19 protein-coding genes are annotated in these 25,254 nt (G+C 64.9%); 11 read left to right on the forward strand and 8 right to left on the reverse strand.

Annotated features, from left to right (window positions below):
* Positions 1 to 122: 122 nt before the first annotated feature.
* The 3 genes from LB536_RS23720 (at position 123) to LB536_RS23730 (ending at position 3,239) form a co-directional block, all read left to right on the forward strand.
* Positions 123 to 962, forward strand: coding sequence for a carbohydrate ABC transporter permease (locus tag LB536_RS23720; RefSeq protein WP_127871135.1), 840 nt, complete (start codon positions 123 to 125; stop codon positions 960 to 962).
* Complete coding sequence (locus LB536_RS23725) at positions 959 to 2,020, forward strand: Gfo/Idh/MocA family protein (RefSeq protein ID WP_224596862.1); 1,062 nt, start codon at positions 959 to 961, stop codon at positions 2,018 to 2,020. Before LB536_RS23720 ends, LB536_RS23725 begins: the two co-directional genes overlap by 4 nt.
* 220 nt (positions 2,021 to 2,240) lie before the next feature.
* Positions 2,241 to 3,239, forward strand: a complete 999-nt coding sequence (locus LB536_RS23730) for an ABC transporter ATP-binding protein (protein ID WP_224596864.1) — start codon at positions 2,241 to 2,243, stop codon at positions 3,237 to 3,239.
* A 197-nt stretch (positions 3,240 to 3,436) separates the two neighbouring features.
* On the opposite strand, the gene LB536_RS23735 is transcribed toward LB536_RS23730, so the two are convergent.
* The 5 genes from LB536_RS23735 to LB536_RS23755 all read right to left on the reverse strand — a co-directional run bounded on the left by LB536_RS23735 (position 3,437) and on the right by LB536_RS23755 (position 10,060).
* A complete protein-coding gene (locus tag LB536_RS23735; RefSeq protein ID WP_224596867.1) occupies positions 3,437 to 4,282 on the reverse strand; it encodes a fumarylacetoacetate hydrolase family protein in 846 nt (281 codons plus the stop codon).
* Between the two features lie 209 nt (positions 4,283 to 4,491).
* Positions 4,492 to 5,223: an SDR family oxidoreductase gene (locus LB536_RS23740; RefSeq protein WP_224596869.1), complete on the reverse strand. Its 732-nt coding sequence runs from the start codon at positions 5,221 to 5,223 to the stop codon at positions 4,492 to 4,494.
* A 167-nt stretch (positions 5,224 to 5,390) separates the two neighbouring features.
* Positions 5,391 to 7,763, reverse strand: a complete 2,373-nt coding sequence (locus LB536_RS23745; protein WP_224596871.1) for an aldehyde dehydrogenase family protein — start codon at positions 7,761 to 7,763, stop codon at positions 5,391 to 5,393.
* 219 nt (positions 7,764 to 7,982) lie between these two features.
* Complete coding sequence (gene deoC / locus LB536_RS23750; protein ID WP_127871140.1) at positions 7,983 to 9,029, reverse strand: deoxyribose-phosphate aldolase; 1,047 nt, start codon at positions 9,027 to 9,029, stop codon at positions 7,983 to 7,985.
* A 203-nt stretch (positions 9,030 to 9,232) separates the two neighbouring features.
* Positions 9,233 to 10,060, reverse strand: coding sequence for a ferredoxin--NADP reductase (locus tag LB536_RS23755; protein WP_224596873.1), 828 nt, complete (start codon positions 10,058 to 10,060; stop codon positions 9,233 to 9,235).
* A gap of 219 nt (positions 10,061 to 10,279) precedes the next feature.
* Between LB536_RS23755 and LB536_RS23760 the strand changes: the two genes are divergently transcribed.
* A complete protein-coding gene (locus LB536_RS23760; protein ID WP_224596874.1) occupies positions 10,280 to 12,364 on the forward strand; it encodes a hydantoinase/oxoprolinase family protein in 2,085 nt (694 codons plus the stop codon).
* 1 nt (position 12,365) lies between these two features.
* Positions 12,366 to 14,120, forward strand: a complete 1,755-nt coding sequence (locus LB536_RS23765; RefSeq protein WP_224596876.1) for a hydantoinase B/oxoprolinase family protein — start codon at positions 12,366 to 12,368, stop codon at positions 14,118 to 14,120.
* Positions 14,121 to 14,448: 328 nt separating this feature from the next.
* Here LB536_RS23765 and LB536_RS23770 read toward each other — a convergent pair whose 3' ends face one another.
* The 3 genes from LB536_RS23770 to LB536_RS23780 form a co-directional block, all read right to left on the reverse strand.
* Positions 14,449 to 15,936, reverse strand: coding sequence for an aldehyde dehydrogenase (locus tag LB536_RS23770; protein WP_224596878.1), 1,488 nt, complete (start codon positions 15,934 to 15,936; stop codon positions 14,449 to 14,451).
* Positions 15,933 to 17,132, reverse strand: coding sequence for a cytochrome P450 (locus LB536_RS23775; protein WP_224596880.1), 1,200 nt, complete (start codon positions 17,130 to 17,132; stop codon positions 15,933 to 15,935). Before LB536_RS23775 ends, LB536_RS23770 begins: the two co-directional genes overlap by 4 nt.
* Positions 17,133 to 17,202: 70 nt before the next feature.
* Positions 17,203 to 18,651 carry an APC family permease gene (locus tag LB536_RS23780; RefSeq protein WP_224596883.1) on the reverse strand — a complete coding sequence of 483 codons (1,449 nt, stop codon included), beginning with the start codon at positions 18,649 to 18,651 and terminating at the stop codon, positions 17,203 to 17,205.
* A gap of 171 nt (positions 18,652 to 18,822) precedes the next feature.
* Here LB536_RS23780 and LB536_RS23785 point away from each other — a divergent pair, with 171 nt between their 5' ends.
* Genes LB536_RS23785 through LB536_RS23810 form a run of 6 tightly spaced genes read left to right on the forward strand, consistent with a single transcriptional unit; the run spans position 18,823 to position 25,248 of the window.
* Positions 18,823 to 19,593, forward strand: a complete 771-nt coding sequence (locus LB536_RS23785; RefSeq protein WP_140760413.1) for an IclR family transcriptional regulator — start codon at positions 18,823 to 18,825, stop codon at positions 19,591 to 19,593.
* Positions 19,593 to 20,870 (forward strand): Tm-1-like ATP-binding domain-containing protein, encoded by a 1,278-nt coding sequence (locus LB536_RS23790; RefSeq protein WP_224596884.1) that lies wholly within the window; start codon positions 19,593 to 19,595, stop codon positions 20,868 to 20,870. The genes LB536_RS23785 and LB536_RS23790 overlap by 1 nt, the downstream gene beginning before the upstream one ends.
* Positions 20,867 to 21,535, forward strand: coding sequence for an HAD family hydrolase (locus LB536_RS23795; RefSeq protein WP_224596887.1), 669 nt, complete (start codon positions 20,867 to 20,869; stop codon positions 21,533 to 21,535). The genes LB536_RS23790 and LB536_RS23795 overlap by 4 nt, the downstream gene beginning before the upstream one ends.
* Positions 21,536 to 21,555: 20 nt before the next feature.
* The gene (locus LB536_RS23800) at positions 21,556 to 22,905 is read left to right on the forward strand and encodes an aminotransferase class III-fold pyridoxal phosphate-dependent enzyme (protein WP_224596889.1); all 1,350 of its coding nucleotides are present in this window, start codon (positions 21,556 to 21,558) and stop codon (positions 22,903 to 22,905) included.
* Between the two features lie 22 nt (positions 22,906 to 22,927).
* The gene (locus tag LB536_RS23805; protein WP_411966578.1) at positions 22,928 to 24,229 is read left to right on the forward strand and encodes an aminotransferase class III-fold pyridoxal phosphate-dependent enzyme; all 1,302 of its coding nucleotides are present in this window, start codon (positions 22,928 to 22,930) and stop codon (positions 24,227 to 24,229) included.
* Positions 24,226 to 25,248 (forward strand): phosphotransferase enzyme family protein, encoded by a 1,023-nt coding sequence (locus tag LB536_RS23810; RefSeq protein WP_224596892.1) that lies wholly within the window; start codon positions 24,226 to 24,228, stop codon positions 25,246 to 25,248. Before LB536_RS23805 ends, LB536_RS23810 begins: the two co-directional genes overlap by 4 nt.
* The last annotated feature ends 6 nt before the right edge of the window (positions 25,249 to 25,254 follow it).

Genomic DNA, 25,254 nt, shown 5'->3' on the forward strand with positions numbered 1-25,254 from the left:
TTCGGCGCAGCAGAACTGGTGGCTACATCGATGCCGCCGATCTCCCGCCTTGAGGGGGAGATGTGCGGCAGGACAGAGGGGGGTGCCTTGGCGCCAACCTCTCTGTGCAGGGAGGTTTTCCAATGAGCATCGCCACCCGTTCGCTCCCCCGCACCATCGGCGCCCACGCGATCCTGCTGACCTATACGGTGATCGCGCTTTTCCCGGTGGTCCTGGTCATCATGAATTCGTTCAAGTCCCGCGCCGGCATCTTCGGCGCGCCGCTGACGCCGCCGACGCCGAAGACCTTCGACATGATCGGCTACACCACGGTGATCGGCCAGGGCGACTTCATCCATTATTTCCAGAACAGCCTCGTCGTCACCGTCGGCTCGCTGTTCTTCGTGCTGCTGTTCGGCGCCATGGCGGCGTTCGCGCTGTCGGAATACCGCTTTCGCGGCAACACGCTGATGGGGCTCTACCTGGCGCTCGGCATCATGATCCCGATCCGCCTCGCCACCGTCGCCATCCTGCAATTGATGGTGGCGAGCGGGCTGGTCAATACGCTGACGGCGCTGATCCTGGTCTACACCGCGCAAGGCCTGCCGCTGGCCGTTTTCATCCTGTCCGAATTCATGAAGCAGGTGTCCGACGATCTGAAGAATGCCGGCCGCATCGACGGCCTGTCGGAATACACCATCTTCTTCCGCCTGGTGGTGCCGCTCGTGCGGCCGTCGATGGCGACCGTCGCCGTCTTCACCATGATCCCCATCTGGAACGATCTGTGGTTCCCGCTGATCCTGGCGCCATCCGAAGAGACCAAGACGGTGACGCTCGGCGCCCAGCTTTTCCTCGGCCAGTTCGTCACCAATTGGAACGCCATCCTGGCCGCGCTGTCGCTGGCGATCCTGCCGGTGCTGATCCTCTATGTCATCTTCTCGCGGCAGCTGATCCGCGGCATTACGTCGGGAGCCGTCAAGTGAGTTCGCAAGCCCCGCTTCGTGTCGTCGTCGCCGGTCTCGGCAATATGGGCCGCAGCCATGCGCTGGCCTACCACACCAATCCGGGTTTTCAGATCGCGGCGCTGGTCAACCGCTCCGACGTGCCGTTGCCTGGCGGGCTGTCCGGCTATGGCATCAGGCGGTCCTTCGACGACGCCCTGCGCGAGGAAAAACCCGACGTCGCCTGCATCGCCACCTATTCGGACAGCCATGCCGACTATGCGGTGAGAGCGTTCGAGGCCGGCTGCCATGTCTTCGTCGAAAAGCCGCTGGCAACGACGGTGGCGGACGCCAGGCGCGTCGTCGCCGCCGCCAAGGCCAACGGCCGAAAACTGGTGATCGGCTACATCCTGCGCCATCACCCGTCCTGGATCAGGTTGATCGCCGAGGCGCGCAAGCTCGGCGGTCCCTACGTGTTCCGCATGAACCTCAACCAGCAATCCTCGGGCCATACCTGGGAGACGCACAAGCAGTTGATGCAGACGACCTCGCCGATCGTCGACTGCGGCGTGCACTATCTCGACGTCATGCTGCAGATCACCGATGCGAAACCAGTCGAGGTGCGCGGCATGGGGGTGCGGCTGACCGACGAGGTGGCGCCCTCCATGTACAATTACGGCCATCTGCAGGTGCTGTTCGACGACGGTTCGGTCGGCTGGTACGAGGCCGGCTGGGGTCCGATGATTTCCGAGACGGCCTTCTTCGTGAAGGATGTCATGTCGCCAAAGGGCTGCGTGTCGATCGTCATGAAGGAAGGCGTCAAGTCCGACGACATCGACACCCATACCAAGACCTCGACCATCCGTCTGCACAGCGCCGCAACCGGGCCGGACGGCAAATTCGCCAGGCCGGACGAGATGCTGTCGATGGAGGGCGAACCCGGCCATCAGGACCTCTGCGATCTCGAACAGGCTTTTGTCCTCGAGGCGATCCGCGAGGATATCGATCTCACCAGACACATGGACGACGCGGTGCGGTCGCTCGCCGTCTGCCTTGCCGCCGACGAGAGCGTGCGCAGCGGCAAGGCGGTGCGACTGTGATGAGGCTGTTGTCGCCCGCGCCCTACGGCGCCCCCCTCTGGCCTGCCGGCCATCTCCCCCTCAAGGGGGGAGATCGGCTGTCTCGTTTGCCTTCGCCAATCACCAACATTGCAAGAAGAATGCCTGGGTCGACGCTGCCAATCTCCCCCCTTGAGGGGGAGATGGCCGGCAGGCCAGAGGGGGGCGCTTTCGCGCCCACTCATCAATTTGGAGGACTGCCGTGGGCTCGCTGAAGATCGAGAATGTGAAGAAGGCTTTCGGGCCGGTCGAGGTGCTGAAGGGCATCGACCTCGAAGTGACGGATGGCGAGTTCGTCGTCTTCGTCGGCCCTTCGGGCTGCGGCAAGTCGACCTTGCTCCGCGTCATCGCCGGGCTGGAGGATTCGACCTCCGGCCGGGTGCTGATCGATAGCGAGGATGTCTCCGTCACCCCGCCTGCCAAGCGCGGCATCGCCATGGTGTTTCAGACCTATGCGCTCTATCCGCATCTGACGGTGAAGAACAATATGGGCCTCGGCCTCAAGCAGGCGAACACCCCTGCAGCGGAGATCGATCGCCGCATCGGCGTCGCCTCGTCCATGCTGTCGCTGGAACCTTATCTCGAAAGGCGGCCGGCGGAACTCTCCGGCGGCCAGCGCCAGCGCGTCGCCATCGGCCGCGCCGTAGTGCGCGAACCAAAGCTGTTCCTGTTCGATGAGCCTTTGTCGAACCTTGACGCGGCACTGCGCGTCAACACGCGGCTGGAAATCGCGCAGCTGCATCGCCGGCTGAAGGCGACGATGATCTACGTCACCCACGATCAGGTCGAGGCGATGACGCTCGCCGACAAGATCGTCGTGCTCAACGCCGGAAAGATCGAGCAGATCGGCGGCCCGATGGAGCTCTACAATTCGCCGGCAAACGAATTCGTCGCCGGTTTCATCGGTTCGCCGAAGATGAATTTCGTCGACGGCGCCCGGCTCGGCGAGACGGCCAAGACCATCGGGGTGCGGCCGGAGCACCTGACCGTCGATCCGAAATCGGGCGCCTGGAAGGGCACCGTGGTGCACGCCGAGCATCTCGGCGCCGACACCAATCTCTATCTCGACTGTGAAAAGGCCGGCCTGATCACCGTACGGATTTTCGGCGTGTACGACGCGGAGCCCGGCGCGACGCTTTATGCGACGCCGGATCCGGCGAAGACGTATCGGTTCGGGGCTGATGGGAAGACGATCAGCTAATCTGAAATAGGTCGGCGCCGCCCCTCATTGTCCTGCCGGACATTTCTCCCCGTTGTAGTGACGGGGAGAAAGAAGCTGGCCGCGACGTCGGCGCCAATCGGCGAAAGCAGCGACAACAGCGTCCTTCTCCCCGTCACTATACGGGGAGAAGATGGCGGCAGCCAGATGAGGGGCGGCGCAAGCCTGCGAGGTGACGCTTACACGTCGGCCCTGAACTTCTGCTTCTGCTGGCCGAGCCCTTCGATCCCCAGCTCCACCACATCACCCGCCTTCAAGAACACCGGCGGCTTCATGCCGAGGCCGACGCCGGGCGGGGTGCCTGTCGAAATAATGTCGCCGGGGTGCAGCGACATGAACTGGCTGAGGTAGGAGACGAGGTAGGCAACGCCATAGACCATGGTCCTGGTCGAGCCGTTCTGCATCGTCTTGCCGTTGACGGTCAGCCACATTTTCAGGTTCTGCGGGTCGGCCACTTCATCCTTGGTCACCAGCCACGGGCCGGTCGGGCCGAACGTGTCGCAGCTCTTGCCCTTGGTCCACTGGCCCTGGCGCTCGGCCTGGAAGGCGCGTTCGGACACGTCATGGGCGACGCAGTAGCCGGCGACGTAGTCGAGCGCGTCGGCCTCGCTGACGTATTTCGCGGTTTTGCCGATGACCACGCCGAGCTCGACTTCCCAGTCGGTCTTCTCGGAGCCGCGCGGGATCAGCACGTCGTCGTCCGGGCCGACGATGGCCGAGCTTGCCTTCATGAAGATGATCGGCTCAGGCGGCACGGTGGCGCCGGTCTCGGCTGCGTGGTCGGAATAGTTGAGGCCGATGCAGATGAACTTGCCGGTGCCGGCAACGCAGGCGCCAAGGCGCGGCTTGCCGGAAACCACCGGCAGCGACTTCGCGTCGAGCTTCGAAAGCATGTCCAGCGAGGCCGGATGAAGCGTGGTGCCGGCAATATCGGCGACATGGGCGGAGAGATCGCGGATCGTTCCATCCGCATCGAGCAGGCCGGGACGTTCGCTCCCCACCTCGCCATAGCGCAGCAGTTTCATGCATCTTCTCCTGATTGCGGCCTCGTGGCCGTTCTAAAACTCTCCGCCGAGGCATCAGCCCTTCTGGAACCGGGCGGACCCTAGCCACCCGCCTGCTTCACGACAAGCGCGGACAGCCTGTTTTGACGGCCGGCGAGAGGGATTTTCAGACTTCGCGATCCTTCGTCAAACCCGATCGTGCGGTGCCCGCGATCGTCTCCAGGCAGCGCTCAGATCGACCAGCCGCCGTCGATATTATAAGCCTGCCCCGATGTGTAGGTGGCGCCGGCCAGGTAGACGGCGAGGTCGGCGATTTCCTCCGGCGTGCCGAGCCGGCCCATCGGCTGGCGGGCGATGAAGGCGGCGCGGGCGGCGTCATAGTCGCCCTGGGCATGCATGCGGTCCTGCAGCGACGGGCTTTCGACCGTGCCGGGGCAGATGGCGTTGCAGCGTATGCCCTTGCCGACATAGTCGGCCGCGACCGCCTTGGTCAGGCCGATGACCGCCGCCTTGGTAACGCCATAGGCGAAGCGGTTCGGCACACCCTTGGTCGAGCTGGCGAGCGAGGCCATGTTGATGATAGATCCGTCGCCGCGCTCCAGCATGCCGGGCAGCACGGCCCGGATGGTGCGGATCATGGCGCGCACGTTGAGATTGAAGGCGAAATCGAGATCGGCGTCCTTCATCTCCAGGATCGAGCCCGAATGGACGAAACCGGCGCAATTGAACAGCACGTCGACGGCGCCGATCTCGGCAAAGGCGGCATTGACCGCCTCGTCGTTGAGGACGTCGACCTTTCGGGTCTTGATGTCGGAGGTCTTGGCAAGTTCCGCCAGCAGCGCCTCGTTGATGTCGGTGGCATGGACGGTGGCGCCAGCCTTGGCGAAGGCCAGCGCGCTTGCCTTACCGATGCCTTGCGCCGCTGCCGTGATGACAACGACCTTGCCTGCCAGATCCGCCATGTTTTCCTCGCCTGCTTGGATCAACTGCCTTTATCGGCGGCCGGCGAAGGCGTCATGTGCCAGTCAGGCGCGATTGTGCTGCCTGTGCCAGTTCACTGATAAAGATGTTTTTTCTCGTTAAAGAACATAAGTCCGGGCGTCAAGCCCGAACGCGATGGCGACAGCGCTTAGTCGCCGTAAGGCACCCAGACATTCTTCACCTCGATGGCACGGCGCAGCAAAGCATCGCCGGCGGCCTCTTCCGAACCCCAGTCGAGGCCGCGGCCATTGCCGCTCCAGACGCGCTTGAGGTTGCCGATGGAGTCGGCTTCCGCCTTGGCGCAGGTCTCGGCGTCAGCAAACAGCCAGAGCCCGTCGACGTCGTCGTGCTTGGCCAGCACGCCGGCAAGTTCGGCGCTGCGGCCGGTTACGATGTTGATGGCGCCGGCCGGCACGTCGGAATATTCGATGACCTGATAGAGATCGGTGGCCAGCAGCGGATACCGTTCCGACGGCACTGCGACCACCGTGTTGCCCATGGCCAGCGCCGGCGCGACCAGCGAGATGAAGCCGAGCAGGGGCTGATTGTCCGGCGCGACGATGCCGACGACGCCGACCGGCTCGTGCAGCGCCAGCGTCACGGCACGGGCCGGCGGCTGATGCACGCGACCCTCGAACTTGTCGGCGAGGCCGGCATAGAGGAACAGCCGTTCGATCGAGAGTTCCACCTCGTCCCGCGCGGCCTTGGCGTTGGCTCCGGTCAGTTCGGTGAGGCGGGCGGCAAACTCGCTTGCGCGGCCTGAAAGGTTCTCGGCCAGATAGTAAAGCACCTGGGAACGGTTGTAGGCGGTCGCCTCCGGCCAGGTCTTGCAGGCGCGTGCAGCCGAAACCGCGTCGCGAATATCCTTGCGGCTGCCGAGCCCGACTTCGCCGGCGAGCTTGCCCTTGGCGGTCGCGACGGCAAGCGAGTAATTGCCGTCCGGCCGCACCTGCTTGCCGCCGATGAACAACTTAGCCGTGCGGTCGATTCCCACGCCATCAGCCTGCTCGACGGGCTGCGCTGACGACGTCGCCGGCTTGATCACCGGACCGAGCGGCAGTTTCGCCGAGAGATATTCGAACATGCCCTCGCGCCCGCCTTCGCGGCCAAAGCCGCTCTCGCGATAGCCACCGAAGCCGCAGGCGGCGTCGAACATGTTGGTGCCGTTGATCCACACCACGCCGGCCTTCAATTGCGGCGCCACATGGAGGGCAAGGTTGACATTCTCGCTCCACACCGAGGCTGCCAGGCCGTAACGAGTGTTGTTGGCGAGCTCGATCGCTTCCTCGGTGTTTCGGAAGGTCATGGTGGCGAGCACCGGCCCGAACACCTCTTCCTGCGCCAGGATATTAGCCGGCGAAACACCCGTTGCAAGCGTCGGCAGGTGATAGTAACCCGACGACGGCAGCGCCGCGTCCGGCTGCCAGCAGACGGCGCCCTGCCTGGCGCCCTCGGCGATCAGGCCCTTGACTCGGTCGAGCTGGGTCAGGTCGACCAGCGGGCCGATATCGGTGTTCTTGTCCAGCGGGCTGCCGACACGCAGCCGGCTCATCCGCGTCTTGACCTTGGCGATCAAGGCGTCGGCGATGCCTTCCTGCACTAGAAGCCGCGAACCGGCGCAGCAGACCTGGCCCTGGTTGAACCAGATGCCGTCGACCAGCCCTTCCACGGCGCTGTCGAGATCGGCGTCCTCGAAGACGATGAAGGCCGACTTGCCGCCGAGCTCCAGCGACAGTTTTTTCCCCGACCCCGCCGTGGCCTTGCGGATGATCTTGCCGACTTCCGACGAACCGGTGAAGGCGATCTTCTGGATGCCGGGGTGATTGACGATTGCCGCACCCGCTTCCGGACCGCCCTGCACGATATTGACCACGCCCTTCGGCACGCCGGCGCGTTCGCAGATCTCGGCGAACAGGATTGATGTGAGCGGCGTGAACTCGGCCGGCTTCAGAACCACGGTGCAGCCGACGGCGAGTGCCGGTGCGATCTTCCAGGCCAGCATCAGCAGCGGAAAGTTCCACGGGATGATCTGGCCAACGACGCCGACACCCTTGTGGCCGGGAAAATCCCGGTCCAGCGCCTGCGCCCAGCCGGCATGGTGGAGAAAATGGCGGATCGCCAGCGGCACGTCGATGTCGCGGCTTTCGCGGATAGGCTTGCCGTTGTCGATTGTCTCAAGCACGGCGAACAGGCGCTGGTGGCGCTGCATGGCGCGGCCGATGGCGTAGAGCACTTTCGCGCGCTGATAGCCCGAACTCGCGCTCCATTTCGGCAGCGCCTTGGCGGCCGCGGAAACCGCGGCATCGATATCGCTGGCATTGGCGTCGGAGACTCTGGCCAGCAGCTTGCCGGAAGACGGTTCGCTGGTGTCGAAGGTCTTGCCGCCGCTCGCCGCTTTCCAGTCGCCGCCGATGAACAGCGCCTTGCCGAAATCGCGTGCCGCGAGCCAGGCATCCGCTTCGTTGCGGGCCTCCGGCGCCGGGCCGTATTCCATGGCGTGATAGCGTTCGAGAATGTTCATGGGACGCTCCAGATAGTTGTCTCGGGAAGCATTTCTTCGCGCCCCCCTCTGTCCTGCTGGACATCTCCCCCACGAGGGGGGAGATCGGCCTTCACGACTGTCCGCCGCCATTCTGCAACGTCGCCGGTTGGCGAAATGGCCGATGCCAGCCAATCTCCCCACAAGTGGGCAGGACAGAGGGGGGCGCCGTAGGGCTCCACGTTCAAAGCCTCGCTCGCCTCAAGCCATCGCGTGGCGATGATTGGCCGAATAATGCCCGGTCAGATGGTGCTCGAGCTGGCGCTCGATGTCGGTCAAAAGGCTCGAGGCGCCGAAGCGGAACAGCTCGGGTTCCAGCCACGGCCGGCCGAGCTCTTCCTTCATCAGCACCAGCCAGTCGAGCGACACTTTCGCGGTGGAAATGCCGCCGGCCGGCTTGAAGCCGATGAGATAGCCGGTCTCCTCGAAATAGGCCCTGATGGCGCGCACCATGGCAAGCCCGACCGGGAGCGTGGCGTTGACGCTTTCCTTGCCGGTCGAGGTCTTGATGAAATCGGCGCCTGCCATCATCGCCACCATCGAGGCCAGCATGACATTGCGCAGCGTGGCGAGGTCGCCTGTACCCAAAATCACCTTCAGATGCGCATCCCCGCAGGCGGCCCGCATCGAGACGATCTCGTTGTAGAGCTCGCGCCACTTGGCGCCGAACACCAGGCCGCGCGGGATGACGACGTCGATCTCGTCGGCCCCGTCCTTCACCGAGGCCTCGATCTCCTGCAGCCGGGTCGACAGCGGCGCCAGGCCATGCGGGAAGGCAGTGGAGACGGCGGCGACATGGATGCCGGTGCCGCGCACGGCGTCGACAGCCGTGGCGACGAAGGGGTGGTAGACGCAGACGGCGGCGGGCCGGATGGTCTCGCCCGCAATGCCGAGGCCTTCCATGATGTCGCGGCGCAGCGGGTTGATCGCCTTGGCGCAGAGCCGGCGCACGCGCTCCTCGGTATCGTTGGAGTTGAGCGTCGTCAGGTCCATGCAGGCGATCGCCCGCAGCAGCCAGGCGGCCTGGTTGTCGGCCTTGATCGAGCGCCGCTTGGTCAGGCTGGCGACGCGGCGTTCCAGCGCCGAGCGGTTGACGCTGCGCACCGATTCCAGAAAACCGAGGTCGAGTTTCAGGCCGGGATTGCGCGCGATGTGATGGTCCAGCGGCACCGGCGTGTTGGCGGCGGCGCGTGCCGGCAGCGGCGTCACCTTGGTGCCAAGATCGGCTTCGCGGATTGTGCTGCTCATCTCCTGCCCTTTCATTCAGCGGCGTGCGCTCTTGGTGCGCATCGTTCTCCCAAAGCCGTTCGGCACTTTGGGCGACACGCACGAAGATAGCCCGCGAAGCCGCGCTTCACGAGTCCTCAAGCGAGGGATAGCTGAAAAAGGCCGCGAAAGCAGCTGATTTTTGACCGGAAGGTCAAAACAGGTTTCTGGGAGACGCGCTGGTCTCAGCCGACGAAGGCGCGTTCGACGACGAAGCTCGAGGGATGGCTGAGCGAACCTTCCTGGAAGCCGAGGCTTTCGGCCAGCTCCTTGACGTCCTTCAGCATGTGCATCGAGCCGCAGATCATGATGCGGTCGGTCTCGGGATCGAGCTTCTCGATGCCGAGATCGCTGTAGAACTTGCCGGAGCCGATCAGCGCGGTGATGCGGCCCACGCGTGCCGACTCCTCGCGGGTCGTCGAATTGTACAGCGTGACGCGGCCGGCGGTAAGCTCGCCGATCAGCGGGTCGCTTTCCAGTGCCGCCACCAACTCCTGGCCGTAGATCAGCTCGGCATTGTCGCGGCAGGTGTGGGTCAGGATCAGCTGATCGAATTTCTCGTAGGTGTCGGGGTCGCGTAGCAGGCTGGCGAAGGGCGCGATGCCGGTGCCGGTCGAGATCATGAACAGGCGCTTGGCCGGGGTCAGTGCGTCGACCACCAGCGTGCCGGTGGACTTCTGGCGCATGATGACCGTGTCGCCGACCTGGATCTTCTGCAGTTCCGAGGTCAGCGGGCCATCCGGTACCTTGATCGAGAAGAATTCCAGCTCTTCGTCCCAGGCCGGGCTGGCGACGGAGTAGGCGCGGTACACCGGCTTCTCGGCATTGGGCAGGCCGATCATGACGAATTCGCCGGAGCGGAAACGCAGCGACTGCGGGCGCGTGATACGGAACGAGAACAGCCGTTCGGTGTAGTGCTTCACCGAGACGACGGTTTCGGCATAGACATTGGCCGGAATCGGAAACTGCAGCGGGCGGGCTTCAGCGGTATTGAACGCGGGCGTGGTATTCATCAATTCCAACCTTCTCGCCCAATTACAGACGCGGGCGCCAAACTTTCCCGTGCGCGCCCGGACCATTCAGGTTCCGGCGTGCCATGCACGCTACCGAAGCGGTAAGCTCTTGTGTCCGGAATTTATTAGTATACAAACGATATTTGCGTCAAGATGCCGCCGTAAAACACCTTTCCAAACTGTGGCATATCCGTAGTCCCAGCATTTCGGGTTTCGACAATGAAAGAGAATTTTTCGGTGCAGCCACCGGATTCCCTGGGCAGCGTCGTCGCCGGCATCGATGTCGGCGGAACCTTCACCGACCTGCTTCTGATCGACGGCAGGGACGGTGGCAAGGTGTATCTGGCCAAGACCCCGACCACGGTCGACAACCAGGCCTTCGGCGTGGTTTCGGCGCTCGGCGCCACCGGCTTTCCGGTCGACGGCATCGACCTCATCGTGCATGGCACGACCACCACCACCAATGCGGTGCTGGAGCGCCGGCTGGCCAAGACCGGCATGATCACCACGCGCGGTTTTCGCGACGTGATCGAGCTCGGCCGGCGCACGCGGCCGCAGCCCTATGGCATGACCGGAACCTTTGTCCCGATCATCCCGCGCAATTTGCGCCTAGAAGTGTCCGAACGCGTCGAGGCATCAGGCGCCGTCCGCACGCCGCTCGACGAGGCCGAGATGGGCGCGGCGGTGCAGGCGCTCATCGCGGCCGGCTGCGAATCCCTCGTCATCCATTTCCTGCATTCCTACGCCAACCCGTCACATGAGCGGCGCGCGGCCGAAATCGCCGCCGAGCTTTGGCCGAACGGTTACATCACCACCGGCCATGCGCTGCTGTCGGAAGCGCGCGAATTCGAGCGTGGGGTGACGGCATCGGTCAACGCCTCGGTGCAACCGATCCTGGAGCGCTATGTCGAGCGCCTGCGCAAGGAATTGGCCGACAAGGGTTATGCCCGCGATTTTCTCATCATGAACGGCAATGGCGGCATGATCTCGGCGCGCTTCGTCACACGTGAATCGGCCAAGACCGTGATGTCGGGCCCCGCCTCCGGCGTCATCGCCGCCGCCTATACGGGCAAGCGCGCGGGCTTCCAAAATCTCGTCACCTACGACATGGGCGGCACTTCGACCGACGTGGCGCTGATCCGCAACGCCGAGCCGGCCGTCTCGAACGAGATCGAGATCGAATACGCCATGCCCATCCATGTGCCGATGGTGGCGGTGCATACGGTCGGCGCCGGCGGCGGCTCGATCGCCCGCGTCGATGCCGCCGGCCTGATCCAGATCGGCCCGGAAAGTGCGGGCGCCAATCCCGGCCCGATCTGCTATGGGCGCGGTGGCACCGAACCGACGATCACCGACGCCAATCTGGTGCTCGGCCGGCTGGCGCCGAAGAAGCTGCTCGCCGTCGACAACCCGGTCACGTCGGAGCGCGTCACCGGCATCTTCGAGGACAGGATCGGCAAGGCGACCGGCCTGTCGGGTGTCGAGGCCGCGGGCGCGGTGCTCAGGCTCGGCAACATGAAGATGGCCGGCGCCATCCGCATGGTCTCGGTGTCGCGCGGCCATGACCCCCGCGATTTCGCGCTGTTCGCCTTCGGCGGCGCGGGCCCATTGCATGCCACGGCGCTCGCCCGCGAACTCGGCTTGCCCAAAGTGCTGGTGCCGGCGCGTCCCGGCATCACCAACGCGCTCGGCTGCGTCGTCGCCGATCTGCGCCACGACTTCGTCAACACCATCAACCAGCCCGTGGCTGTGCTCGATGAAGCCCGGCTCCACCAGGTATTGGAACGGCACCGGAACGAAGGCGAGGGGCTGATCGCCAAGGAAGCGGTGAAGCCGGAAACGATCCGCGTCACCCACTCCGCCGACATGCAGTTCGTCGGCCAGACCCACATCATCAACGTGCCGTTGCCGTCCTCGTCGGTGACCCGGCACGAATTGCAGTCCCTGTTCGAAAAGGCCTATTTCGCCCGCTTCAAGGTGGAGCTGCCGGAAATCCGCGCCAACCTCGTAAACCTCAACACCTCGGTCACCGGCGTGCGCCCGGCGATCGACCTGTCACGCCTGATCGACCCCGCCGGGCGGGCAAAAACGCTTGAAGAGGCGCGGCGCGAAATCAGGCCGGTCTGGTATGGCGGACGCTGGTATGACACGCCGGTCTATATCAGGGAAAAGCTGCCGCTCGACGCTGTCATAGAAGGGCCGGCGATCCTCGAACAGATGGACGCCACCACCGTGCTCGAACCCGGCGACCGCGCGCGATCGGACGCCGACGGCAACATCATCATCGACATTGGCGAGGCCTGACATGCCAGTTGATAGTGCAAAGCTCGACGCCATTACGCTTTCGGTTCTCCAGGCGGCCCTGCAGCAGGTCTGCGACGAGATGGACCTGACCTTTTCCCGCGCCGCCTTCTCGCCCGTGATCGCCGAGGCCAATGACCGCTCGGACGGTATTTATTCGGCCGTCGATGGCTCGCTGATCGCGCAAGGCAGCCAGGGCCTGCCGGTGTTTGTCGGCGTCATGCAATATTCGACCAGGATGGTCATCGAGATGATCGCCGACGGCCGCTGTCTGGCCCCGGAGCCGGGCGACATCTACATCGTCAACGACCCCTATCTCGGCGGCACGCATCTGATGGACGTGCGTTTCGCCATGCCGGTCTATCGCGGTGAAAAGATCTTCTGCTGGTTGTCGAACACAGGCCATTGGCCCGACATTGGCGGCTCGGTCCCCGGGGGCTTCTCCGCGTCCGCAACCGCCGTCGAGCAGGAAGGCCTGCGGCTGCCGCCGGTAAAACTGTTCAAGAAGGGCGTGCTCGATTCCGAAATCTACGCCATCATTTGCTCCAACATCCGGGTGGCAGACCAGCGCATCGGCGACATCAGGGCCCAGGCCGCCGCGCTGTTGATCGGTCAGGATAGGCTCAATGGAATCCTGGATCGTTACGGAGACGAAACCGTCGTCGAGGCAATCGCTGAACTGCGCCGCCGCGCCGCCGAGCAGATGCGCGCCAACATCGCGGCCATTCCCGACGGCACCTACCGCTCCAAGGCCTTTGTCGATTCCGACGGGGTCGTCAACGAACCGCTGACCATCGCGCTCGCCGTCGACAAGAAAGGCGACACGCTGACCTTCGATTTTTCAGGGTCGTCAAAGCCCTGCGCCGGGCCGATGAACAGCGTGCTGGCGACGACCCTGTCCTCGGTCTATCTCGCCATGCGTCATATCTTTCCGGACGTGCCGATCAGCGCCGGCGCCTTCGAGCCACTCGACGTCAGGCGGCCGGAAGGCACCTTCCTCGACGCGAAATACCCACGGCCCGTTTCTGGCTGCGCCGCCGAGGTCTCGCAGCGCATCGCCGAGGCGGTGTTCGCGGCCATGGTGCAGGCGCTGCCTGACAAGGTGACGGCGGCTCCAGCCGGCTCCAGCGGCAATTTCGCGCTCGGCGGCAACGACCCGGCGCGCGGCCGCGATTATGTCATGTACCAGATCTCCGGCGGCGGCTATGGCGGCAATTCAGGCCATGACGGCCTGACCAACGGCTGCTCGACCATCGGCATTTCCAAATCGCCGCCGGTCGAGATCATGGAGCAGGCCTTTCCGGTGCTCTACCGGCACTATGCCTTGCGCGAAGGCTCGGGCGGCGCCGGCAAGCATCGCGGCGGTTTCGGCCTCGCCTACGAGGTCGAGATTCTGCGCGGCGAGGCGCGTGCCTCTTTCGTCATGGATCACGGCCGCTTCGGCCCGCAAGGCGCCCACGGCGGTGGGGACGGCGAGCCCAACAGCGTGACCGTCTTCCGCAATGGCGGGCAACACATACCGCCGCACCTCTCCAAGGAGCAGGACATCCCGCTGAAGGCCGGCGACCGCGTGCGCGTCGGCACGCCGGGCGGTGGCGGCTATGGCGATCCGCGTCAGCGCGATGCCGATCAGGTACTGCGCGATGTGGCGCTGGGCTACTACACGGCTGAAGAGGCCCTGGACAAATTCGGCGTCGCCTTGTCGGCGGACCGGCTCACGATCGACTGGCCCGCAACGAAGAAAAGACGTACGGCTTGACGCTTCCGGTGACCTGGGCTGCCTCATAGTGGCCAGCGGTTGGCGCTGCCCCTCACCTGCCTGCCGGCATCCTCTCCCCGTATAGTGACGGGGAGAGGAGCGCTCTCATCCACGATTTCGCCAATCAGCGTGCAGGGAGAACGCCGGCGTCACGACCAGCCCCTCTCTCCCCGTTCCACGGGGAGAGATGTCCGGCAGGACAGTGAGGGGCAGCGCCGACGCTCCATGGGAAGGTCACATCGCCGATGGCGCCCGCCATCGCCGAGGCGCCGATCAGTGTCACCAGCGTCACCGTGATGCCTCGGAGTTCAGGGAAACCGGCGGGCTCTTAAAGCGCGATCCAGGCTGTCTTCAGCTCGAGATATTTCTCCAGCGCGTGCAGGGACTTGTCGCGGCCGAAGCCTGACTGCTTGACGCCGCCCAGCGGCACGGTGATGTCGGCGCCGCCATAGGTGTTGACGTGGACGACGCCGGCATTGATGGCGCGCACCATGCGGTGCGCGGTTGAGAGATTGGCGCTCCACACTGCCGACGCCAGCCCGTAGACGGTCGAGTTGGCGAGGCGCACCGCCTCTTCCTCGGTCTCGAAGCGCATGACGCCGAGTACTGGCCCGAATACCTCCTCGCGGGCAAGCTGCATCTCCTGTGTCACGTTCTCGAAGATCGTCGGCGCCATGTAGCTGCCGCCGGTCTCGGCCAGGATCCGTTCGCCGCCGGTGACCAGCCTTGCGCCTTCTTCCGTGGCCTTGGCGACGAAACCGAGATTCTTGTCCAGCTGTTCCGCGCTCGACACCGCACCGACATCGCTTCCGAGATCGAGCGGGTCGCCGACCTTCAGCCTCGTGGTCGCCGAAAGCAGCTCGTCCATGAAGCGGTCATAGACCGAGGCCTGGACAAGCAGGCGCGAGCCGGCGACGCAGACCTGGCCGGAATTGCGGAAAATGCCGTTGGCGGACACGACAGCGGCTTGCTTCAGGTCAGGAGCATCGGCAAAGACGATGTTGGGCGACTTGCCGCCGAGTTCGAGGAAGACGCGTTTCATATTGGAGCGGGCGGAATATTCAAGCAGCCGCCGGCCGACCGGCCCCGAGCCTGTGAAGGCGATCGCGTCGACATCCTTGTGCAGGCCAAGCGCCTCTCCAGCGACCGCCCCCCGGCCGGTGACGACATTGAGCACGCCCGCCGGCAGCCCGGCTTCGGCAGCCAGTTCCGCCAGCCGCAGCAACGTCAGCGAGGCGATCTCCGGAGGCTTGACCACCACGCAATTGCCGGCGGCCAGCGCCGGCGCGATCTTCCAGGCGCCGATCATCAGCGGAAAATTCCACGGAACGATGACGCCGACGACGCCGAGCGGCTCCTTGTGGACCAGCCCGAGCACGTTGTCGGCCGTCGGCGCGATCTCGCCATAGACCTTGTCGATCGCTTCGGCGTAGTAGCGGATGGTGCCGGCGGCCGATAGCGGTTCGGCCTTGTAGGCCATGCCGATCTCGGTGCCGTTGTCGCGAACGCCGAGCACGGCCAGTTCGTCGACATGTTTTTCAATCAGCTCGGCGAACCTGGTCAGTACCTTCTTGCGGAAGACCGGGGCGGCGCGCGACCATGAACCCTTCTCGAACGCCTTGCGCGCCGAGCGCACGGCGCGGTCGATGTCGGCTGCATTGCCGTCGGCGATGCTGGCGAAGGCGCGGCCATCGATCGGCGAGATGACAGGCAGTGTCGCGCCGCTTGCCGCCTCCGCTTGGGCTCCATCGATGAACAGGCCGCGCGCACCGATCTCGGTCCTGCGCAGTGTGTCGATGGCATTTTGACTGATCATGGGGAACCGGCTCCGAAACTGACATACAATGTGGTTGGCGCCCGGAACTCCCAGCCGCGGAACACCGGCTCCTTGCCGGGCACCAGCCTGAGATCGGGGAAACGCTGAAGCAGCAGCCTTACCGCGAGACACATTTGCTCGCGCGCGAAAAACCGGCCGGAACAGAAATGATGGCCGAAGCCGAAGGCAGCGTGATTGCCCTCGTCGCGGTTTATGTCGAAGCGGTCGGGGTCGGCAAAGCGGCTCTCGTCGCGGCTGGCCGAGGAGACAAGTGCGGCGACCGGCGCGCCGGCGGGAATCGTCGCTCCGCCGATCTCGACCGCCCGGGTCGTTTCGCGCGTCTGCGTACCGATCGGCGCCACCCAGCGCAGGCCTTCGTCGACGGCTTTGGGCACGAAAGTTTCGGGATCGTCGAGCACCTGCCGCAACTGATCGGGATTCCGGAGCAGGCCGACAAGGATCGAGCCGGCGCCGTGGCCCGGCTCCTGCATGCCGCCAAGCAGGATCACCTTTATGGTAGGCATCAGGAGGTCGAAGGACCGGGTTTTGCCCTCGGGCATGCCGTCATGCAGCATGTGCGACAGCGCGGAATCGTCGGGCTCGCGGACGAGCCTTTCCAGCGTCGGCATCACGGCATCGCCGACCTCGGCGCCGATCGCGTCGGCGATTTGCTGTCGCTTCGGGTCGTTCTCGAAATTGATGGCGCCCTGGGCGAGCCCATAGAACCAGCGGCGCAGGGTCGGCATGTCGATGTCTGTCAGACCGAGCGAGCGCGCCAGGCTGAGCGTCGACACCGGCTCGAAATAATCGGCCATCAGTTCGGCCGAACCGCGCTCGGCGATCGCGTCGAGATAGGGCTCGACGATCGAGCACACGAGATCGCCGGCATAGGAGGTGACAGTGCGCGGCCGGTATTTCGGATCGACGCCCTGGCGAAGGTCCCTATGCACCGCGCCATCGCTGGTCAGGATGGTCGGCTTGCCGAAGGAGCGCTCGACGGGCGATACGCCATTGGTGATGATTGCCGAGAAGATGTCGGGCGACTTCGCCACCAGCTCGACATCCTTCCAACGGGTGACGAACCAGAGATTGACCGACGGCACGAAGGCGACCGGCGCGCTGCGCCTCATTTCGGCATAGATCGGGTAGGGGTCCGCTTCCAACGCCTCGACGGTGATGTTTTCGGCAAAGCTCAAACCCGCCACTCCTTTTGAGGTCGGAGGGGCGGCATCTCGCGCCGCCCCTGGATGCTTTGACACCGCTCGTTCAATCCTTCAGCGGCAAACCGAGGCTTTCGAAGGCGACCGGGTCCCGGCTCTTCAACGCACCCGCCAGCAGCAGTCCGATCACCGCCGCGATCAGCACCAGCCCCGGCAGGAACACGCCGAGGAAGCCACCGGCTCCCGACAGGCTGCCGAAATTGATGACGATCAGGTAGATGATGACGGCGAAGGCGATAAAGGTCAGCCCGGGCAGGAGCGTGGTCTTTACGGCATTCTCCTTGGCCGACGGGTTGGCGCGGAAGTACATCACCACGGCGAGCGAGGCGACCGCCATCATCACGATGACGCCGAGCGTCGCGACATTGGTCAGCCACGAGAAGAGCGCCAGCACGGGATCGAGGCCGAGCACGGCGAACAGCCCGACGACGACAGCGGCGAGCACGCTCTGGATGACCGAAGCGACATGCGGACTCTGATGTGCCGAATGCGTCACGCCGATCGACCGCGGCAGCAGCTTCTCGCGCCCGGAAACGTAGATGTAGCGGGCAACGGCATTGTGGAATGCCAGCACGCCGGCGAACAGGCTCGACACGAACAGGATGCTCATCGCGTGGGTCAGCAGCGTTCCGGAGTAGCGGTCGGACAGGCCGAACAGGAAAGTCGTCGGATCCTGCAGGCCCTGCAGCGCCGGCAGCAATTTGTCGACGCCGGCACCGACCGCCATCAGCCAGGCCGTGACCGTGTAGAAGACGCCGATCAGGACGACCGAGAAATAGGTGGCGCGCGGAATGGTGACCTTGGGGTCGCGGGCTTCCTCGGCGTAGATCGTCGTCGCCTCGAAGCCGATGAAGGCGGCGAAACAGAACAGGATGGCTATGGCCGGCGCGCCTGATGTGATCTGGCTCCAGCTGAACGGAGCCGCCGAAAGGCCGCTGTCGCCGCCGGTCTTGAGGATGGTGAGATCAAGGATCAGCACCACGGCGTATTCGCACAGCACCAGCACCGTCAGGATCTTGGCCGACAGATCGACCTGGCGATAACCGAGCACGGCGACGATGGCGATGGCGATGAAGCTCCACACCCACCAGGGCAGGTTGATACCCCAGCCGGCGAACAGCCCGGAGGTGGCAGCGCCGAGCAGGCCCATGACGCCGATCTGCATGGCATTGTAGGACAGGATGGCAATCAGCGCCGTGGCGCCGCCGGCCAGACCGCCGAGGCCGCGCGCCGCGTAGGCATAGAAGGCGCCGGCATTGCCGACATGGCGCGACATGGCGACATAGCCGACCGCGAACAGGAGCAGCAGCACCGTCACGATCAGATAGGTGCCGGCAAAGCCGGCGCCATTGCCCATCAGCATGCCGAGCGGCGTGCCGCCGGCGACCGCGGTGAGCGGCGCCGCCGCCGAGATCACCATGAAGGTGATGGCGCCGACACCCAGACTGTTCTTGCGCAGCCTGTTGGCCGGCGCCGTTTCCGAAATTGCTGACATTGGTCCCTCCTGTTTGCAAGCCGTTTGGCTTGCCGGCCGATCGGCCTGTCCCATACGCTCTGGATGTGGTTCATTATTTGAACCATTATTTTGAATATAGACTTGCAAACAAAGCGGCTTCCTGTCAAGTTAATTCACACGTTAATTGATTGCCCGCTCAGGGAGGATGCATTGAGTACGGTCGGCAAGGCGATTTCGCTTCTGGAGTTGTTCACCGTGGCCGAGCCCGAGCTCGGGCTCTCGGACCTGGCGCGCCGGTCGGGTTTCGACAAGGCGACGACACGGCGCCTGCTGGTGGCGCTGACCGGCCATGGTCTCGTCGAGCAGGATGCGGCCACACGGCACTATCGGCTCGGCGCCGGCCTGTCGCGGCTGGCGCGCATCCGCGAGGCCCGCTTTCCCTTCCTGCGGACCGCGGTGCCGCTGGTGCGGGATCTGGCAAGTGCCACGGCCGAGACCGTGCATCTGTCGGAATTCGGCGTCGACAGGCTGGTCACCGTCCATGTCGAGCATCCGGCACGGGCAAACCGGGTCAATGTCGATATCGGCCAGCTTCTGCCCCTGCATTCGACCGCCTCGGGCATCGTCTATCTGGCCTTCGCCAGGGACGACGCCGTCAAAGGATGCCTGGCTGGCCCCCTGGACGCCTTCACGGCGCACACGCTGACCGAGCCGGCCGCTATCTCCCGCTCCATGGGCGAGGCACGCGAGCGCGGCTATTCGATCTGCGACCAGGGCCTGGAAGAAGGCGTCATCAGCGTCGCGGCGGCAATCCTGGCGGCGGACGGGTTCGCGCTCGGCACGATCGCGGTGGCGGCGCCGAAAGCCAGGACGACAGCGGCTGACATCGTGGAAAGAGGACTTGCGGCCGTGGCCGTGGCGCGGGAGATTTCGATGCGGCTCAACGGCGATAATCTGCAAGCGCTGAGGAGGCAGGCCTGATGTCCGAACAGACGCCCCGCATCCTGGTCATAGGCACCGGCGACACCAAGGCCGACGAATTGCTGTTCATGAAAGCATGCATCGAGGCATCGGGCGGCAGCGCCGTGATGATGGACGTCAGTGTGCTGGGCGACCCGCCCTATAGCCCCGATCATGACAAGCACGCGGTCGCCCGCGCCGTGGATGTCACGATCGGCGAGATCGTCGCGAGCGGTGACGAGAACACCGCCATGACGCTAATGGCCGGCGGCGCCGTGCAGCTGGTGCGCAAGCTGCACCAAGCCGGCGAGATCGACGCCTTCATCGCCATCGGCGGCTCGATGGGAACCGATCTGGCGCTGGATGTCGCGCTCAGCCTGCCGCTCGGCGTGCCGAAATTCGTCGTCTCCACCATTGCCTATTCGCACCTCATCCCGCCGGAGCGCGTCGCGCCCGACCTGATGATGATCCTGTGGGCGGGTGGGCTCTATGGCCTCAACTCGATCTGCGAGCTGGTCCTGTCGCAGGCCTGTGGCGCAGTCGTCGGCGCGGCGAAATTGGCACTCGCCTCACGGGCCTCGGCTGCGCCGACCGGCCCGACCATCGGCATGACCTCGCTCGGCAGCTCCTGCCTTCGCTATATGAAGACGCTGAAGCCGGCGCTGGAACAGCGCGGCTATGATGTCGCGGTCTTCCACACCACTGGCATGGGCGGCCGCGCTTTCGAATCGATCGCCGGCCAGGATCATTTCTGCGCCGTCTTCGACTTCAGCCTGCAGGAGATCACCAACCATCTGGCCGGCTCCGTCGTCAGTTCCGGCATCGACCGGCTGGAGAATGCCGGCGCCCGTGGCGTCCCGCAGATCGCGGCGCCAGGCGCGATCGACATGGTTGACCTGCCGACCTGGCAGGCTTTGCCGGCTAAATTTTCCGAACGCCCGTTTCACGCTCACAACAGGCTGATTGCTTCGGTTACCGTCGATGCGGATGACCGCCGCGAGGTCGCCCGGACCATCGCCGCCAAGCTCGGCATGGCAAAGGGCCGTTCCGCCCTCATCCTGCCTTCCCGTGGCATCCAGGAATGGGACGCCGAGGGCGGGCCACTCCATGAGCCCGAAGCGCTTGCCGCCTTCGTCGATGAAATGCGCAAGGCCATTCCCGCGCAAGTGGAGTTCCACGAGATCGACGCCCACATCAACAGCGACGGCTTCGTCGCCAAGGCGCTCGAAATCTTCGACCGCTGGGTCGAGGAAGGCATTGTCCCGCGCGGCGCGCCTGTCAAGGAGGTCGCCGCGTGAGTGCCGTTCCCGCCCAGGCGCTGGTCCTTGATTTCGGCGGCGTCGTCACCCGCACGCTGTTCGAGACGCATGCCTTGACCGAACAGGCGCTCGGCCTTGCGCCGGGAACGCTGCAATGGCGCGGGCCGTTCGACCCGGACTCAGACCCACTGTGGCGCGCCATGCAGGCCGACGAGATCAGCGAACGCGACTATTGGCGAACGCGCACCGGGGAGGTCGGCCGCCTCGTCGGCGAGGACTGGCAGGCGATGGAAGCCTTCGTTCAGCGCGCACGTGGCGCCGAGCCTGAAAAAGTGGTGCGACCCGAAGCCGAGCGCGCCATCCGCGCCGTCCATGCCGCGGGCTTTCGCCTGGCGATCCTGTCCAACGAACTCGACCTGTTCTACGGCGCCGGCTTCCGCCAGCGTCTGCCGCTGCTTGGCCTGTTCGACGTTATCGTCGACGCCACCTATACCGGCATCCTCAAACCCGATCCGCGTGCCTACGCCTTCGTCACCGAAGCGCTTGGCCTGCCTCCCGGCGCTTGCGTTTTCGTCGACGATCAGCAGCGCAATGTCGATGGCGGCCGTGCCGCCGGCATGCGCACGGTTCATTTCGACGTTGCCCGGCCGGCCTATTCCTATGCCGAGGCACTCGGCCATTTCGACCTCGTTCCAGTTGCCTGAGACATTTGCGGAGCCTTGCGATGCGCGACATCAATTTCCTCACCGAGAAGAATGCCAAGCCGATCTGGCACCCGATGGCGCATCCGGCCGAGATGCGGGCCAACCCGCCAAAGGTGATCATGAAGGGCGAGGGCGTGATGGTCACCGACATTGCCGGCAACACCGTGCTCGACGCCGTCGGCGGGTTGTGGAACGTCAACCTCGGCTACAGCTGCGATCCGATCAAGAGAGCGATCGCCGACCAGCTCCGCGCGCTGCCTTACTACTCGGGCTTTCGCGGCACCTCGACCGGGCCGTCGATCGAGCTCGCCCATGAGCTCTCCGAGTGGTTCGAGTCGGAGGGCATGGTGCGGACCTTCTTCACCTCCGGCGGCTCCGATTCGGTCGAAACGGCATTGCGGCTGGCCCGGCAATATTGGAAGATCCGCGGCCAGGGCGACCGCACCAAATTCCTCGCCTTGAAGAAGGGCTATCACGGCACGCATTTCGGCGGCGCCTCGGTCAACGGCAACGCCAATTTCCGCCGCAACTACGAACCGCTGCTGCCCGGCGTCTTCCATATTCCCGCCCCATGGACCTTCCGCAACCCGTTCGACGAAACCGATCCGGCGCGGCTGGCGAAACTGTGCGCCAAGGCGCTGGAGGACGAGATCGCCTTCCAGGGCGGCGACACCATCGCCGCTTTCATCATGGAGCCGGTGCTGGGTGCGGGCGGCGTCATCGTTCCGCATGAGAGCTTCATGCCGCTGGTGCGCGAAATCTGCGACCGCCACGAGATCCTGCTGATCGCCGACGAAGTGGTCACCGGCTTCGGCCGCGCCGGCGCCTGGTCGGGCTCGCGGCTGTCCGGTGTAAAACCGGATTTCATGACCATCGCCAAGGCGATCACCTCGGGCTATTTCCCGCTCGGCGCGACCCTGATCGGCGCCAGGGTTGCCGACGCCTTCGAGGCCGACAAGACCAGTTTCGGCGCGATCGGCCATGGTTATACCTATTCCGGCCACCCGGTCGGCTGCGCGGCCGGGCTGGCGGCGCTTGCCGAGACCAAACGGCTGCGCCTGAACGAGAACGCAGCCGCGCGCGGCGTCGAACTCGCGGCGGTGCTGGAAGGCCTGAAGGCGAAGCACGCGATCGTCGGCGACGTCAGGTACAAGGGCCTGATGGCGGCGGTGGAACTGGTCTCCGATCGCGCGACGAAAAAGGCCGCCGACAAGAAGACCATGGCCGTCGTTTCCGAGGCTGCCTATGAAGCCGGCGTCATGCTGCGCGTCTCCGGCAACACCATCATCCTGTCGCCGCCGCTGATCATCGGCGCCGCGGACGTTACCAGGATCGGCGAGGCGATCGATTCGGGCCTGTCGAAGGTCTGACGGACACAACGGAGTTTTGGTGATGGCTCAGCAAAAAATGGCCGACGAGGCGCTGGTTAGCCGGCGTTCCCGCCTGCTCGGCGCGAAATCGCAACTGTTCTATGACGAGCCCGTGCACCTGGTGCGCGGCGAAGGCGTCTGGCTCCATGATGCCGATGGCCGAAAATATCTCGACGCCTACAACAATGTCGCGCATGTCGGCCATTGCCACCCGCATGTGGTCGAGGCGCTGTGCCGGCAGGCAAGCCTGCTCAACACCCACACGCGCTATCTCCACACCGCCATCCTCGACTATGTCGAGCGGCTGACCGCGACCTTCGATGCCGGCCTGTCGACCGCTATCCTCACCTGCACCGGCAGCGAGGCCAACGACATCGCGCTGCGCATGGCGCAGGCGGTCTCCGGCCAGATGGGCATCATCGCCACCGACGCCACCTATCACGGCAACACCACAGCGGTTTCGCAGCTCTCGACCCGCATGCCGCCGGTCGGTGGCCGCGCCCACCATGTCAGGCTGGTGCCGGCGCCCGACAGTTTTCGCCATCCCGATGCGATGGCAAATGGCAAGGCTTTCGGCGACGCCGTGCGCGAAGCCATCGCCTCGCTGGCCAGGGAAGGCATAGGCCTTTCCGGCATGATCCTGTGCCCGTTGCTCGCCAATGAAGGTTTTCCGTCACTTCCCAGCGGCTTTTTCGACGACGCCGTATCGGCTGTGCGCGAGGCGGGCGGTCTGGTGATCGCAGACGAAGTTCAGCCCGGTTTCGGCCGCACCGGCAGCCATTTCTGGGGCCACCAGCGCGCCGGTTTCGTGCCCGACATCGTCACCATGGGCAAGCCGATGGGCAACGGCCATCCGGTCGCCGCCGTGGTCACAACGAAAGATATCCTGGCTACCTTCCGCAACGCCTTCCGTTACTTCAACACCTTTGGCGGCAATCCGGTCTCCTGCTCGGTGGCCAATGCGGTCCTCGATGTCCTGGAAGACGAAAACCTCGTCGCCAATGCGCGCGATGTCGGCGCCTACGCGCTCGAGCTGCTGCGGCCGCTGGCCGATCGGCATGATTGCATCGGCGAAGTCAGGGGAGCCGGCTTGTTCTTCGGCGCCGAGCTTGTCCACGACCGCCAGACCCGCGAGCCCGCGTCCGATATCGCCAGCCGCGTCATCAACGCCATGCGCGACCGTGGCGTGCTGATGGGCAAGACCGGCATTCATGGCAATGTGCTGAAGATCCGCCCGCCAATGCCCTTCTCCCGCGACAATGCCGATCTGCTGATCGGAACGCTCGACGAGGTGCTCGGCGAAGTCGGCGGAGTGCCGGCGTGAACGCTGTCTCGACGCATGCCGAGCCGGAAACGGCAGCTGACGTGACCGACCTTGCCAGTCGCGCGCTCGAACACTGGGGCGTTCGCCACGGGCAACCGGAGCTCTTGAAATACCGGGAGAATGCGGTCTTCCGGGTTCACCTGCCCGGCGGTCGGCCGGCCGTGATGCGCGTGCACCGGCTTGGCTATCACACGGATGCCGCGCTGCGCGGGGAATTGCAATGGATGAGCTTTCTGCAAGCCGCCGGCGTCGCCACGCCGTCTCCGATCGCAACGCAGGCCGGCGATCCGTTCGTGCTCGTGAGCACCGCCGCCCTGGCGCAACCGCGCCAGGTCGATTGTCTGAGCTGGCTCGAGGGCCGCGCCGTCGGCGCGCGCGGCGTGCCGCTGGGCTATGCGCCGGAACAATTGAAGCAGGTCTTCATGGCGATCGGTCGAAGCGTCGCCCACATGCATACCGTCACCGCCGCCTGGGCGCCGCCTGCCGGCTTCGCCCGCCATGCCTGGGATTTCGACGGCTTCTTCGGCGCGGCCCCAAATTGGGGACGCTTCGAGACCTCGCCCTTCCTCGACGGCGCGCGCCGCGAGCTGGTTTTCCAGGCCCGGGAAAAGGCCGTGAAGGCGCTGTCGGAGCATGAACGCAGCGCCCGCAATTTCGGCATCATCCATGCCGATCTGGTGCGCGAGAACGTGCTCATCCATGACGATGCGGTGCGCATCATCGACTTCGACGATTGTGGCCTTGGCTGGCACATGTACGACCTTGCCGTCGCGCTCTATCAGAACCGCGACGAGCCGCTCTATCCGCTGATCGAGGCATCGCTGCTGGAAGGCTACCGGCGGCAGCGCGAGTTGACCCCGCGCGACATCGCCGCGCTGCCGCTGTTCGCCGCGCTGCGGGCCTTCGCGTTTCTGGGCTGGGTGCAAAGCCGTGTCGAAGGCGACATTACGAGGGAGGTCGGCCTGCGCATGTCCGATATCGCGGCCGATGTGGTCATTGCCTATTTACGCGGCGAGTAGAGCAAT

This window comes from Mesorhizobium sp. ES1-3, from assembly GCF_020164795.1.
Classification (GTDB): domain Bacteria; phylum Pseudomonadota; class Alphaproteobacteria; order Rhizobiales; family Rhizobiaceae; genus Mesorhizobium.